The sequence below is a fragment of the Mycobacterium lehmannii genome (assembly GCF_002245535.1).
GTDB lineage: Bacteria > Actinomycetota > Actinomycetes > Mycobacteriales > Mycobacteriaceae > Mycobacterium > Mycobacterium lehmannii.
In genome coordinates this window covers 48,002-62,225 of the sequence record NZ_NKCN01000003.1, presented here as the reverse complement: position 1 = coordinate 62,225, position 14,224 = coordinate 48,002, and the positions used below count along the sequence as shown (strand labels likewise).

Annotated in this window: 14 protein-coding genes; all 14 read right to left on the bottom strand. The window is 65.9% G+C overall.

Going from position 1 to position 14,224, the window contains the following annotated elements; all coding sequences use genetic code 11:
• Window positions 1-30 precede the first annotated feature (30 nt).
• From CEX87_RS04900 to CEX87_RS04835, 14 genes are read right to left on the bottom strand one after another with little or no spacing between them, the layout of a single operon-like run.
• Window positions 31-1,200, bottom strand: coding sequence for an amidohydrolase family protein (locus CEX87_RS04900; protein WP_064397194.1), 1,170 nt, complete (start codon window positions 1,198-1,200; stop codon window positions 31-33).
• 36 nt (window positions 1,201-1,236) lie between these two features.
• Window positions 1,237-2,475, bottom strand: a complete 1,239-nt coding sequence (locus tag CEX87_RS04895; protein WP_064397196.1) for a cytochrome P450 — start codon at window positions 2,473-2,475, stop codon at window positions 1,237-1,239.
• A gap of 10 nt (window positions 2,476-2,485) precedes the next feature.
• Window positions 2,486-2,680: a ferredoxin gene (locus CEX87_RS04890; protein ID WP_064397455.1), complete on the bottom strand. Its 195-nt coding sequence runs from the start codon at window positions 2,678-2,680 to the stop codon at window positions 2,486-2,488.
• Window positions 2,677-3,393 (bottom strand): TetR/AcrR family transcriptional regulator, encoded by a 717-nt coding sequence (locus CEX87_RS04885; RefSeq protein WP_064397197.1) that lies wholly within the window; start codon window positions 3,391-3,393, stop codon window positions 2,677-2,679. The genes CEX87_RS04890 and CEX87_RS04885 overlap by 4 nt, the downstream gene beginning before the upstream one ends.
• The gene (locus tag CEX87_RS04880; protein WP_094286273.1) at window positions 3,390-4,199 is read right to left on the bottom strand and encodes an SDR family NAD(P)-dependent oxidoreductase; all 810 of its coding nucleotides are present in this window, start codon (window positions 4,197-4,199) and stop codon (window positions 3,390-3,392) included. Before CEX87_RS04880 ends, CEX87_RS04885 begins: the two co-directional genes overlap by 4 nt.
• On the bottom strand, window positions 4,196-5,035 hold the full coding sequence (locus CEX87_RS04875; RefSeq protein ID WP_094286272.1) for an alpha/beta fold hydrolase: 840 nt from the start codon (window positions 5,033-5,035) through the stop codon (window positions 4,196-4,198). The genes CEX87_RS04880 and CEX87_RS04875 overlap by 4 nt, the downstream gene beginning before the upstream one ends.
• Window positions 5,032-5,622 (bottom strand): NADPH-dependent FMN reductase, encoded by a 591-nt coding sequence (locus CEX87_RS04870; protein WP_064397203.1) that lies wholly within the window; start codon window positions 5,620-5,622, stop codon window positions 5,032-5,034. The genes CEX87_RS04875 and CEX87_RS04870 overlap by 4 nt, the downstream gene beginning before the upstream one ends.
• An 11-nt stretch (window positions 5,623-5,633) precedes the next feature.
• Window positions 5,634-6,629 carry a cyclase family protein gene (locus tag CEX87_RS04865; RefSeq protein WP_064397205.1) on the bottom strand — a complete coding sequence of 332 codons (996 nt, stop codon included), beginning with the start codon at window positions 6,627-6,629 and terminating at the stop codon, window positions 5,634-5,636.
• A gap of 30 nt (window positions 6,630-6,659) precedes the next feature.
• Window positions 6,660-7,478 carry a coniferyl-alcohol dehydrogenase gene (locus tag CEX87_RS04860; protein WP_094286271.1) on the bottom strand — a complete coding sequence of 273 codons (819 nt, stop codon included), beginning with the start codon at window positions 7,476-7,478 and terminating at the stop codon, window positions 6,660-6,662.
• A gap of 23 nt (window positions 7,479-7,501) precedes the next feature.
• A complete protein-coding gene (locus CEX87_RS04855; protein ID WP_066808152.1) occupies window positions 7,502-8,842 on the bottom strand; it encodes an LLM class flavin-dependent oxidoreductase in 1,341 nt (446 codons plus the stop codon).
• Window positions 8,839-10,611, bottom strand: a complete 1,773-nt coding sequence (locus CEX87_RS04850) for an FAD-binding protein (RefSeq protein WP_094286269.1) — start codon at window positions 10,609-10,611, stop codon at window positions 8,839-8,841. The genes CEX87_RS04855 and CEX87_RS04850 overlap by 4 nt, the downstream gene beginning before the upstream one ends.
• Window positions 10,604-11,524: a 3-carboxyethylcatechol 2,3-dioxygenase gene (locus CEX87_RS04845; protein WP_233151290.1), complete on the bottom strand. Its 921-nt coding sequence runs from the start codon at window positions 11,522-11,524 to the stop codon at window positions 10,604-10,606. Before CEX87_RS04845 ends, CEX87_RS04850 begins: the two co-directional genes overlap by 8 nt.
• On the bottom strand, window positions 11,472-13,172 hold the full coding sequence (locus tag CEX87_RS04840) for a bifunctional 3-(3-hydroxy-phenyl)propionate/3-hydroxycinnamic acid hydroxylase (protein WP_094286268.1): 1,701 nt from the start codon (window positions 13,170-13,172) through the stop codon (window positions 11,472-11,474). The genes CEX87_RS04845 and CEX87_RS04840 overlap by 53 nt, the downstream gene beginning before the upstream one ends.
• A complete protein-coding gene (locus CEX87_RS04835) occupies window positions 13,169-14,068 on the bottom strand; it encodes an alpha/beta fold hydrolase (protein WP_064397457.1) in 900 nt (299 codons plus the stop codon). Before CEX87_RS04835 ends, CEX87_RS04840 begins: the two co-directional genes overlap by 4 nt.
• Between the last annotated feature and the right edge of the window lie 156 nt (window positions 14,069-14,224).

The following is a 14,224-nucleotide window of genomic DNA, read 5'->3' as shown; positions in this document are numbered from 1 at the left end:
CGATCGACGCTGACTGTGGTGCGAATGTGGTCACGAAATCCCCAGGAAGTTCTTGATGTTGGTGCTGACGATCTTCACGGCGTTCTCGGGTCCGACCGCATCGACGACCGTCTTCAGCGATTTCTCCGAGTATCCGAACGTGGACTCGTTGTGCGGATAGTCCGACGACCACATCACGTTGTCGACGCCGATCTTGTCGATGAGCTCCAAGCCGAGCGGGTCGACCATGAACGACGCGCACATGTGGTTGTCCCAGTAGTGGCGCACGGGATGCTCGAGCTGGTGGTTGAACATGTGTCGGTACGACGCAAGCATGTGCTCGGCGTCCTGCAGAGCCGTTGGCACCCAGGCGATACCACCTTCGAACCACCCGATCTTCAATGCCGGGTGGCGGTCGAGGATGCCGGAGAACACGTACTTGGCGAACTGCTCGCGGAACGAGTCGACGTTGACCATCATGCCGACGACGACGCTGTTGTGCTGGCACGGCGTCTTGGGTGGCGTCTCACCGATGTGGTGACTGACCGGCACGCCGGCGGCCTCGATCTCGTCCCACACCGCGTCCATATCGGTGCTGCCGTAGTCGTAGATGTTGCCGTCGTCGTCCTTGCCGGGGTTGAGGGGCAGCAGGAACGTCCGCAGGCCCAGTGACTTCAGCTCCTCCAACGTGCTCCTGGTGCCCTTCGGGTCCCACCAGTTGATCAGGCCGACACCGTAGAAGTGTCCGTTGCTGCGCTCCTGCAGATCGGCGATGTGCTCGTTGTAGATCCGGAAGACACGCTCGCGCAGCGCCTTGTCCGGATAGTGGAACAACGCCAGCACCGCGTTGGGGAAGGCCAGTTCCTTGTCGATGCCGTCCTCTTTGAGCTCACGGACGCGGGCCTCGATGTTGTTCGACGCCGCTCCGGCGAGGTCGTCGTACTGCATCAGCACCCGCCCGAAGTCGCCGCCGGTCCAGGCCTTGCCCTTCATGCCGACCATGTAGGCGCCGTCCTCGTACCAGATGCGCGGCGCGGCGCCCTTGAGCTCCTCGGGGAAGCGGTCGTAGAAGATGTCCTCGGCCACCGAGATGTGGTTGTCCGCCGAGAAGATCTCGGTGCCCTGGGGAAGACCGAAGTCGCCGGTGGCATGGCCCTTGCGGTGCTTGGGCGCGCCGAAACCCTCAGGCGGATAAAGGGCGGGAGTTGTTGGTGCTGACATCGTTGACACTCCAATCGGGCTGAAGAATGGACCTGACTACCAGGTCACCGGAAGTTCGTAGACGCCGTACGCGAGTCGGTCGTGCTTGAAGGGCACGTCCTCGAACGGCACGGCCAGCTTCAGCGTCGGTATGCGCCGCAGCAACGTGTGGAACACGATCTGCAGCTCGGCACGAGCGAGCTGCTGGCCGACGCACTGATGCCTGCCGTAGCCGAAGCCGAGTTGCTGGCCGGCATCGCGGCCGAGGTCGAGCTTGTCGGGTTCGGGATAAGCGGCGGCATCCCAGTTGGCGGGTGCCAGGTCGAGGATGATGCCCTCGCCGGCACGGATGGTCTCACCGGCGATCTCGATGTCTTCGATCGCGACCCGACGCTGGCCGTTCTGGATGATCGACAGGTAGCGCATCAGCTCTTCGACCGCGTTGGCGATGAACTTCGGATCGTCCGAATCCCGTAGCAGCGCGGCTTGTTCGGGGTTTTCGAGCAGCGCCAGCACCCCGATGCCGATCATGTTGGCGGTGGTCTCGTGACCGGCGATGAGCAGGCCGGTGCCCAGCTGTGCGGCCTCTTTGACGGTGATCTCCCCGGCGTTCACCCGCTCGGCGAGGTCGGAAACGGCGTCTTCCGACGGGTTCTCCATTTTGGCCTTGACCAGATCGCTGAGGTACTTGGCCAGGCTCATGGCGCCCTTCTGGCCGTCCTCGGCGGAGGCGTAGCGCGCGAGGCCGACATTGGCGTGGTGCTGGAAGAACTCATGGTCTTCGTATGGCACACCGAGCATTTCGCTGATGACCCGGGTGGGCACCGGCAGCGCCAGTTGGGCGACGATGTCGGCGGGTTGCGGACCGGCGAGGATGTTGTCGATGCACTCGTCGGTCACCTCTTGAATGGCGGGCCGCAGCCCCTCGACCCGTTTGAAGGTGAAGGGCTTGGACAGCATCCGGCGAAACCGGGTGTGCTCCTCGGCGTCGGAGGTGAACACCGAACGCGGCCGCTTGTACACCGTGGACAGCATGTGCTCGTTCCAGTGCGGAAAGCCCTCGATGCGGTCGTCGACACTGACCCGGGAATCGGCGAACAGCTCGCGCGCCACCGCGTGCCCGGTGATCAGCCACGGCGTGGTGCCGTTCCAGATCCGCACCCGCGAAAGCGGTTTGGCCTCACCCATTTCGAGCATCTGCGGCGGTGGGGCGAACGGGCACCGAGCGTCGCGCTCCATCGGGTATTCGGGGACATCCGAGGACACGTCGGGCGTTCCGGTCAAGGTTTCAGACATATGGTGGATCTCATTCCTCGATGTGGATGGCGAGTGCGGGGCATGCCGCCGCCGCCTTGCGGGCGTCGTCGGCCTGGTCGTCCGCCGGGCTGTCGTTCAGCAGGACCACGACGCCGTCGTCGTCGCGCTGGTCGAAGATGTCGCTTGCGTTGAGCACGCACTGACCCGATGACACACACTTGTCTTGGTCGACAGTCAGTTTCATGATGCCGGGCGCTCCGTGATCGGTGCCTGCCACAGCCCGACGATCGCGTCGATGAGCCCGGACGCCGCGGAACTCCAGGTCGTCCGCGGCATGTCGGCCCCCTCGGCGAAGGCACGTTCGAAATCGGCGCAGGTGTGCATCATCAGATTGCGAGCCATGATGTTTCGCTCGGTGACCACCGCAGGCGGTAGGTCCGGCAGGCAGCGGGTGATGCCGTCGACGACGCGTTTCACCGACGGCGACTCCAGAGCACCCTTGACAACGATCTTGTGGTACTCGGGGTCGGCCAGCGCCTGCGCGGCGAAGCGCGCGTACCACGTCGGGGTCCCGATCTGTGCCAGGTGCTCGGTCAGCGAGCGCACCAGGCAGGCAACCCAGTCACGAAGTTCGGTCGAGTCGCCGATCTCGGCGACCATCCGCGACAGCAGACGCTCGGTCGAGACGCGGTGCTTCTGCTCGATGGCCCGCACCAGGTCGGCCTTCGTGCCGAAGTGGTAGCCGACCGCGGCGTTGTTGCCCTGGCCTGCTGCCTCGCTGACCTGCCGGTTGGATACCGCATAGACACCGTGCTCGGCGAACAGCCGCTCGGCGGCGGCCAGGATCGCTTCGCGTGTGGTGCTCGCCCGTTCGGTGCGCACGCTTCTGGCAGTGGTCACCGTCACAGTCAACCGCTCCCAAGCGCTTAAGTCAAGCGACTGATTTAAAGTCGTCATGGCTTCGACTTGCGGACGATCACCTTCCCCGCACTGGTGCCGCCGTCGATGGGAAGGATCGTTCCGGTGACATACCGGGAACGGTCCCCGGCGAGGTACAGCGCGGCCTCGGCGACGTCGTCGACGGTGCCCTCCCGCTTCAACGGGCGGTCGTTGCGCATCTGTTCGCGGATTTTGGCCTCGAACGCCTCGAGGCGCTCGAGGTCCTCTCCCGTCGCCGATTTGCGCACGATCGCGGTCCGGATGTTGCCCGGGGCGAGCGCGTTGACGCGAACCTCGTAGTGGGCCAGATCGATGGCCGCAGACTTGGTGAACTGGATGACGGCGGCTTTCGACGCCCGGTACGTCATCACGCCACCGCCGGCCTGGATGCCGCCGATCGACGTCAGGTTGATGATCGACCCGCCGCCGTGTTTGGACATGTGTCGGGCGGCGTCGCGCGTACCGGCCATGACGGCCAGCACGTTGATGGCCATCACCTGATGAAAGTCGGCCAGGTCGTCGTCGAGGAACTTGGGGAACATCTTTCCCGACACGCCCGCGTTGTTGACCATCACGTGCAGGCCACCGAACTCCTCGACCGCCGTGGAAACCAATCGGGTCACCTGCTCGACCTGGGCCACGTCGGTCTCGACGAAGCGGACGGCGTCACCGAGGTCGGCGACGAGTTGAGCGCCGCCCTCGCGGTCGACGTCGCCGACGACGACCTTGGCCCCCTCGGCGCAGAACCGCCGCACCAACCCTTCACCAAGTCCGGAAGATCCGCCGGTGACGACCGCGACCTTGCCCTCGAGTTCGCCGGTCATGCCGCCCCTTCGTGTGAGTCGGCCAGGAAGCCGAGCAATAGTTCATTGACCGCGTCGGGTTGTTCGATCTGCGGGCAGTGCCCGGCCGCATCGATCACCGCGGACCGGCCACCGCGGATCTGGCCCGCGATCTCGCCCGCCCACCCGCGGGGTAGCAGTTTGTCACCGCCGCCCTCGACCACAAGTGTCGGCACGGTGATGCGCTCGTAGGCGCGGACACTCGACGGCAGCGGTGGGGCCTCAAGGCCCGGACGCCGAAACCGCGCCGCCGCCAACGCCTCCCACGCGCCCGGCGCGATGCTGGCTTCGTAGCGGCGCTGGACGTATTCCTCGTCGGCGGGGTAGGAGGCGTCGTAGAAGAGCGCCGTGACGATCCGGCGCATCCCCGCGAACGTGGCGTCATAGTCGTACAACGCGGCCGAATGCTCGTTGCGCTGGATCTCGCCGCCTCCGCAGATGGTCACCAGGCTGCGGGCAGGCAGCACCGGCGCTTCGGAGGTGGCGTCGACGAACATGTTCACGGCCCCCATCGAGTTGCCGATGAAATGCGCGGATTCCACCCCGAGGACTTCGCAGAACCGTGCGATGTGCCGAATCCGCATACCGCGGCCGTCGTTGAAGTCGATGACCTTCGCCGATTCGCCGAACCCGAGCATGTCGAGCGCGAGCACGCGATAGCGCGTGGCGAGCGCGGCGATGTTGTGCTCCCAGCCGATCTCGGCGCCGGCGCCGAACTCCCCACCGTGCAGCAGGACGACCGGATCGCCTTGTCCTGCTTCGAGATAACCGGTCACCAGCCCGTCGACCAGAACCGATTTGCGTTGGAGCTCGGTCACGCGGTCTCCCGGGCGGCCTTGGCGAAGAACAGCACTTGGGTGGCGAGCATGTCCAGTTGGTTCTGGGTGGCGTCGTGGATCAACTCCCCTGCCTCGTCCCAGATCTGGTCGGCGGAGTTGATCGCCACGCCCAGCGGAGTCGGCCACGCGCGCAGCGCGTGCCCGATGGACCTCAACTGCCCGAGTGTATTGACCGCAGCCTGCCAGCCGTAGGCGCAACTGATGCAGCCCCACGGCGTGTTGTCCAGATAGACGCGCGGGTCCTCCCGCAGATCCTCGATGTAGTCGAGCGCGTTCTTGACCAATCCAGAGATCGCCCCGTGGTAACCGGGTGAGCCGACGACCACGGCGTCCGCATCGCGCAGCGCACTGACCAGTTCGAGAGCCTGGGGCGTGCGTTCCAGCGAGTGCGGGGCATACATCGGCAAATCCAGGTCGGGTCCCGCGAACAGCCGCGTCCGCCCACCCTGCTGCTCGACCGCCGCGAGGCAGTAACGCAACGCGCGCTCGGTCGACGAATTCGCCCGAAGCGTGCCGCCGAGTCCCACGACGAACGGCGCACCGCCGGTTCTGGTGCTTGCAGTCATATCCTCACCCACTACTTGATTGCGATCGGGCTGACGGGTGCGCCCACCGCGCCAACGACTTTCAAAGGCGGTGCGATCAACTGGAACTCGTAGACACCGTCGGCGGCGCAGTCGGCCGCCAGGCCGGTGAGATCCCAGTACTCGCCGAACATGAGGCCCATGTCGCGCAGGCAGACCATGTGCATGGGCAGAAACGTGCCCTCGACTCCGTTGGCCGGATCGGGGTCCTCGACCATGAGGTTGTCGGCGGCGACCGCGGCGACGTCATGGTCGTGCAGCCACGATGCGCAGGTCCAGTCCAGACCGGATCCTGGTTCGGAGCCGTCACCGGTAGACAGGAACCTCGTCCACCACCCGGTGTGTACGACGACGATGTCCCCCGGCGTGATCGTCACGTTCTGGGCCTTGGCGATATCATCGAGTTCTGCTGGTGTGACAGGGTTTCCGGGTTCGAGGAAGACGTCGGCGCCGCGGTGCCGGACCGCGTCGAGCAGCACTCCTCGGGAGGTGATGCCCTTGACGTCGACCTTCTCAATGCCCAGATGGACGGCCCCGAAGCTGGTCACCGAGTCCGCGGGAAAGCCGTTGTAGAGCTTGTCATCGTAGTAGACGTGGGAGATGGCGTCCCACTGCGTGGCCGCCTGCAGCGGCATCACGATCATGTCGTCGTTGAAGCGAAACGGGTTGTCCACGAAGAACTCGCTGACCTGGTGAGCCACTGAGTTCCGCAGCCACTGGGGACCGTACCGCGCCAGGGTGTTCGCGTCGCCGCCGTCCACCGTCATCACATGGGTGGGGTTCGGCCGGAATTGGAACGCGCCCTGCGGGCCGTTCGAGCCGAAGTCGCCTCCGAGCGGGATCACGGTCCCTTTCTTTACGAGCGCGGCCGCTTCGGCCACCTTCTCGGGCGTGATGAGGTTCAGCGTGCCCAGCTCGTCGTCGTCGCCCCAGCGGCCCCAATTGCGCACGTCGTCGGCGACGCGGCGGAACTCGCTCATGCTGGCCATGGATTACCTTTCACTGTGCCGACTTTCACGTCAACGCCGCCGTACCGATCCCGCGAGGTCCGTCTCCCCCGTGGTGCCTCCGTCCACCCAGATCACCTGGCCGGTGAGATAACTGGCCGCCCTGCTGTTGAGGAAGGTCAGCACGCTGGCCTGCTCCTGCGGTTCGGCGGCCCGGCCCAGCGGGGTCCGGAAGGAGTCGAGAAACTCCTGCCCGTACGCGCTGCGCAACTGGTCGAGGATCGGCGTGTCGGTCACCCCGGGCGCGGTGCAGTTGATGCGAATCCCCCTGGCGCCCAACGCGCTCACCTGTGCCATGCCGTAGAGGATGATGGCCTCCTTGGACAACCGGTAACCGCCGCCGTCGGCCAGCGCCTCGGGATGGCGTCGACACCACTCGATGCCCGCCTCGACCGAGTCCGTGTCGACCAGGCCGGCGGTGACCGGCGCGTTGTCCCGGTACGCCGACGCCGCCAGCGACGACACGTTCGCGATCGCCGATCCAGCGCGCATCCGGGGCACCAGCGCCTCGGTAAACCGCCGGGTGCCCAGGAAATTGATCGTCACGACCCGCAGTGGGTCCTTGATCCCCGACGACACCCCGGCGACGTTGAACAGCGCGTCGACCGAGTCGCCGACGGCGTCGGCCGCCCGGTCGATCGAGCCCTGATCCGACAGATCGAGTTCGACGAACTCGCCGACACGCTCGGTCGGCGGTTTGATGTCGAGTCCGATCACCTCGGCGCCGAGGTCGGCGACCTGACGGGCGACGTGGGCACCGATGCCCGAGGCGCATCCGGTGACGACCACACGACGCCCGTCATAGCGCCACAGTTCGTCAGTTCGGCCCATGGCTCATCTCTGGCCGGCGTTCGTCACTGCGCGCTCTTGGCGTCCGCTTCTGGGTTGCGGCTCGCCCACCCTTCTCCTGACTTGAGTTTGGCCGCCGCCGCCTCGATGCCGGCGTTCATCTCGTCCATCGCCAGCGACACCTCGTTGGCCGTGTAGTTCTGGCGGCCGGTGGGCAGTCCGCCGAACGCATAGCTCTCGTCGAAGACGGGTGCCTGCGACGGTTGCCGCCGCGCTTCGACCTTCTCGATGATCGGCTCGAGTCGTTTGGCCTTCTCCGCCTGCGCCTTCTCGTCGCGTTCGATGAACTCGGGCAGCACCTCCTTGCCCATCAACTCGATGGACTCCATCGTCTCTTCGTGCCTGCGCGGGGTGAGCAAAAGGATCAGTTCGTCGACACCGCTTTCCTCGTAGCCGCGCAGGAAGTTGCGCACCGTGTCCGGGCTTCCGATCGGACCGCGGTCGGGTCCATAGACGATGCTGGGGTCCTTCTCGATCTCCTCGAGGTGCCGCTTCCACACCCCGGTCCGGCCCGGTGTGTGCATCCCGGTCATGTAGTAGTGCATGATGCCGAACGCGAAGAAGCCGCCGCCCTTGCCGAGTCGTTCGATCGCCTGTTCGTCGGTGGGGGCCACCATCATCGACAAGTCACCGCCGATGGCGAGGATGTTCGGGTTCATCTGCGGGGTGACCGGCGCGCCGTTCTCCTCGAACTCCTTGTAGTAGCCGTTCACCCGCTCGGTCAGCGGTCCCGGGCCCGTGTAGGCGAAACTCAGTGCACCGAGGCCTTTCTGGGCCGCCATGGCCACCGACGCGGGCCTCGTGCACGCCACCCAGACGGGCGGATGCGGCTTCTGCAGCGGTTTGGGCACGACGTTGCGCGGGGGCATCTCGATGTGCTCTCCCTTGAAACCGGTGAACGGCTCCTCGGTCATACAGCGGATCGAAACCTCCAGCGCCTCTTCCCACATCGCGCGCTTGTCGGCGGGGTCGACACCGAACCCGCCCAGTTCACCGACCGACGACGACTCGCCGGTGCCGAACTCCACGCGCCCGTTGGAGATCAGGTCGAGTGTCGCGACCCGTTCGGCGACACGTGCGGGGTGGTTGACGACCGGCGGCAGGTGCATGATGCCGAAGCCCAGGCGGATGTTCTGGGTTCGCTGGCTCGCTGCGGACAGAAAGATCTCGGGCGCGGTGGAGTGGCAGTACTCCTCCAGGAAGTGGTGCTCGGTCAGCCACACTGTGGAGAAGCCGGCCTTGTCGGCGAGTTCCACCTCGTCGAGACCGTCCTGAAAAAGCTTGTGCTCGTCGTCTTCGCTCCACGGCCGCGGCAGTGGAAACTCGTAGAACAGCGAGATCTTCATTTCGTTACCTTCCGATGTGTATCGAGTGTCGAATCGGTACTAGTTCCGGTCTGAACTCCAGAGCCGGACAGCTGCTCGGCGATGTGCTTGGCCGCGACATAGCCGAAGGTCATCGCCGGGCCGATGGTGGCACCGGCGCCCGCGTAACTGCGGCCCATCACCGCGGCCGACGTGTTGCCGACCGCGTAGAGGCCCTCGATGACGCGGTCGTCGGCGCGCAGCACCCTGGCGAACTCGTCGGTGCGCAGACCTCCGGAGGTGCCCAGGTCGCCCAGGATGATTTGGAACGCGTAGTAGGGCGGCTTGCCCAGCGGGTGCAGGTTCGGGTTCGGCAGGGTGGGGTCACCGTAGTAGTTGTCGTAGGCCGAGTCCCCGCGGTTGAAGTCGTCGTCGTGGCCGTTGCGCGCCAGTTCGTTGAACCGCTCGGCGGTCTGGCGCAGTTGTGCCGGCGGAACACCGATCTTGGCCGCGAGTTCCTCGAAGCTGCTTCCCTCATGCACCACACCGGATTCCAGCCACGCCTTGGGCACCTTCCAGCCGGTCGGCACCGGCGCGAATGGAATCTTGGGGATCGGCAGGTGCCCGGCGACCACGTACCGGTGAAACGACCGGATGTCGGTGATCAGCCAGCACGGAATGTGTGTGACCCCGCTGTTCTGTCCCTCGATCATCGCGTGCGCGAAGTCCATGTAGGGGGCGGCCTCGTTGATGAATCGCTTACCCTCGCCGTTGACCACGAACTGCGACGGCATCATGCGCTCATTGAGCATGAACTGCAGCCGTCCGTCGGGCCAGCAGATCGCGGGAAACCACCAAGCCTCGTCGAGCAGATCGGTCGAGCCGCCCACCTTCTCCCCCGCCCGGATGGCGTCGCCCATGGACGCCGGATTGCCGAAGCTCCAATCCTTTTCGAGCAGCGGCAGGTGCTGGCGGCGCCACTCCATGTCGTGGTCGAATCCACCCGCGGCCAGGATCACGCCGTGCCGGGCTCCGATGCGCTGCTGACGACCGTCACGCTCCACCACCGCCCCGATCACCGCTCCGTCGACGTCGGTGATCAGTTCGCTCATCGGCGCGTTCAGCCACAGCGGGACGTCGTGCTGCTTGAGCGCCAGCCGCATGCGGGCGGCCAGCGACTGGCCGATGGCCGCCATCCGGTCACCGAGAACCCGGGCCCGGAACATCCGCCAGATCAACTTGACGAGAACGGCCTTGCCGCGCCAGTTCTGGCGAACCTGGTAGAACAACCGAAGGTCCTTGGGCGCGAACCAGATTCCCTTCGGCGCCAGCGCGAGTGGCTGCAGCAGATGCTGCTCCGCGTCGCCCAGCTTGCGCAGGTCGATGGCGGGCACATTGATCGTGCTGCCCTGTGCCGACCCGCCCGGCAGCTCCGGGTAGTAGTCCGCGTAGCCCGGCTTCCACACGAATTCGAACCACGGGCTGCGCTTTTCGAGGAACTCCATCATCTCCGGAGCGGCATCGACGTACTGGCGCAGACGCGCGTCGCTGACCAGTCCTCCGGTGATCTGGCGTAGGTACTCCACGACGCCGTCGGGATCCGGCACGTAACCCGCCTTGCGCTGTGACGGTGCGCCGGGCACCCAGATGCCGCCGCCGGACAACGCGGTGGACCCGCCGAAGTGCGCCGACTTCTCGACGATGAGCGTGTCAAGACCGAACGCGTCAGCGGCCAGCGCCGCGGTCATTCCGCCGCCACCTGACCCGACGACAAGCACGTCGACGGTGTGGTCGAACTTGTTGTCAGACATCCAGAACCGCCGTCCTGATCGCGAACCCTGCGATCAACTCCGGTGCCGCCCGGTAGAACCGCTGTTCGGTGCGGTACGGGCCGTGGGCGGCAAGAGCGGCGAAAGCCGCGATCCACGTGCGTACTTCGTGTGCCGAATGGCCGGCCTCGCGCTCGATCGACTCGTTGGACCAGCCGTCCACCTCGGCGAGCCGGTTGTTGTCGATCAGCTCGAGGAAAGCCGCGTCCCACTCCGGGTTGAGCGGCTGCAACGGGCTCTCGCCGTGCGCGAACGCCTGCGCGGCGTCCATCACCGCGACCTGGCGGGCCTGCCGCTGCTCCGCTGTCATGGGCGCACCGTGCACGATCCGTTCCAGTGCGGTGGGCGGCGCGGTCGCCAACGTGGGCACCGGCGGATCGTGCGACAGCCCACCGGAGCCCACGACGAGGACACGTTGGTCGAGGGTCGCGAGGAAGGTGCCGAGCGCCGCGCCGAGCGCCCGCACCCGGCGCACCGGCCCGAGCGGGGTGGCCACCGAGTTGATGAACACGGGGATCGTCGGCACCGACGTCGCATCTCCGAACAGGTTCTGCAACGGTTGGACCGTTCCGTGATCGACGTCCATGCTCGCCGAGATGGCGACGTCGATTCCCGACTCCAGAACCGCTCGGGCACAGTCGGTCGCGACGTCTTCGGGCACGTTCAACGGGCCTGCGTGCGAGCCGTAGTCACCGACACCCTGGGCGGCCGTGCCGATGCAGAACGGCGGCATCGTCCGGTAGAAGAACCCGTTGTAGTGGTCCGGGGAGAATATGACGACGAGCTCGGGGTCGTAGTCGGCGACGAACCGGCGTGCACCCGATATCGCCGTCTCGATGTCGTCAAGGAGATCCCGTGACGGTCCCGGAAGGTTCAGTAGCGGGCTGTGCGACATGCAGCACAGGGCCAGTGTGCCCATGAGAACCGGTGCCTCCTCCCTGGGTCAGACACAGAACGTCGAAAAGAGATTCGCTCAGTTCGGCGGCGCGCTGGGCGATGCAGGCGCCGGCGATGCAGCGGTCGGGCCGCAGGAACAACACCGAGTCGGTGTAGGTGTCGAACCACGCCTTGAGCGCACCGGTCCTGTCACCGATCACCACCACATCGTCGTCGTCGTGACCCGGCCAGTGCAGCTGAGTCATCGGACGCGCCTCGATGAACTCCGCACCCAACGCCTTCCATCGGTTGAACGCGTTGTCGCCCAGGATCGCTCGCAGGTTGTTACTCCAGCACAGCACCGCGAATCCCGGCCCGAGCACGTCGTCAAGCAACGCGTTCTGCTCAGTGCGGGTGTCGACGCGCGGCTGGATGAACAGCGTGCCCGTCGGCGAGACCGCCCCTGCCGCACCGGCACCCGGTGCGGAATGGAACACGGCGCCCTGTTGATAGCGCGGCATCGGCTTGAAACGCATCTCGAGGATGTAGCGCTTCAGCGAGGGAACCACGGAAGCGGCGTGAATGATCCGGTCCCGCAACGCGGCGACCCTGCGGTTGGTCGGCGATATCACGCGGCCGACCATGGTGGACAGGTCGATCATCGCGCGGGCGTGTTTGCGACGCTCGACGTCGTAGGTGTCCAGCAGGGCGTCGTCGGCCTGCCCGGTCACCACCGTAGCGAGTTTCCAGCCGAGGTTGGCCGCGTCCCGGATACCGCTGTTGTATCCCTGCCCCTGCCAGACCGGCATCAAGTGCGCGGCATCACCGGCCAGAAGCATCCGGCCCTTGCGGAATGAACCGGCGATGCGGGAATGGTGCGTGTAGACCCGGTGCCGGATCATGTCGACCTGCTCGGGATACGGGACTCGTTGCGCCAGCATTCTTCTGACGAACGCCGGATCGTCGGCTTCTGCGTCGGTCTCGTGAGGATGGATCAGGAATTCGAAGCGGCGGATGCCGTGGGCGATCGAGATCGACACATAGGGGCGCGCCGGGTCGGCGCCGACCTCACTATTGGGATGGCCGAGTGGGTCGTTGGCGACGTCGACCACCAGCCAGCGGGTCGACGACGTGGTGCCGTCGAACGACACGCCCATCAGCCGGCGAGTGGCGCTGCGGCCGCCGTCGCAGCCGACCACGTAACGAGCCGTGACCGACGGCTTGTCGCCGCCGAACTGTACCGTCACCGCGTCGTCGGTCTCGACGCAGGACTCCATCCGACACCCGAACCGGACCTCCACATTGTCGAATCGGTCCAGGCCGCCGAACAATTCGGCATCGACCTTCGGTTGCACGAAGCCGTTGCGTTTGGGCCAGCCGAACCGGGCGTCGGGCGGTGCCATCTCGGCGAGCAGCCTTCGGTTGGCGTCGAAGAACCGCAGGATCTGGTTCGGCACGGTGTGCGGCAGAACCCGGTCGACCAGGCCGATCGACTGGAACGTCCGCAGCGCCTCGTCGTCGAGACCGACGCCGCGGGGGTAATCGATGAGCGTGTCGCGTTCCTCGACCACCAGCGTCCGGACCCGGTGCAGCCCAAGGATGTTGGCCAGCGTCAGACCCGACGGGCCTGCCCCGACGATGACGACGTCGACGTCGGTCGTCGTCATAGCCGCCCCAAAAGGAAGTCCAGGTGCAGGCGGTTGAACGTCTTGGGATCCTCGTACTGGGGCCAGTGGCCGCATCCGGGCATCACCTCGAAGCGGGCGCCCGGGATCATCGAGGCGATGCGTCGCCCCTCGGTCACGTCGGCCGTGGGGTCGTCACTGGTCCACACCACCAGGGTCGGCGCAGTGATCGATCCGTACTCGTCGGGCCCGAGGAGGTTGCGTGCGCGGATCTCCGGGTCCTGCAGCGCCATGATGTCGCGCATCGCCGCGACGAACCCCGGCTGCCGGTACACCCGCTGCCTGCTCGCGACGATGTCGTCGTAATCCTTGGTCTTGTCGGCCATCAGCCACTTGATGCGGGCCTGCACCGTCTCCCACGTCGGGTTCTCGGCGGCGGCCATGGACAGCGTGATGATCCGCTTCATCACCTCGGGATCGGCCTGCGAGCCGCCCGCGGTGTTGAGCACCAGTCGGTCCAATCGGTCGGGGTGGTCGACCGCGAATCGCGCCGCGACCCAACCACCGAGCGACTCACCGCTGATGTGGGCGCGGTCGGTCCCGACGGCGTCGAGGAACGCCATCAGATGGTCGACGTAGTGGCCCACTTCCAGCGGATGGCCGGGTTTGTCGGTGTAGCCGTGGCCGAGCATGTCGATCGACCAGACCGAGAAGTGCTCGGCGTGCGCCTGCAGGTTGCGCACGTAGGCCTCCGCATGCCCACCGGAGCCGTGCAGGAAAACGAGCACCGGCTTGTCGGTGTCACCGGCGTGCAGATAGCGGGTACGGGTCCCAGCGGCGTCGAGGTAGCCCTGAGCGAACGAGACGCCCTGCAGATCGCTCCAGACGCTCTCGAATTCGATTGCCTCCGAACGCCCATCGGCCGCCGCGGACGCCACCAGCGAATCCGATTCAGACACGCTTACCCTCTCTTGACCGCGAGAATCGAATTCTCGTATTTTGTAAGCACTCTGCTCATTTATCGCACACCCACGTGCACTATAGTCAGAGCATCACTCTCACGGCAGCTAGATGTCAAGGGAAGTCGAGGAAGG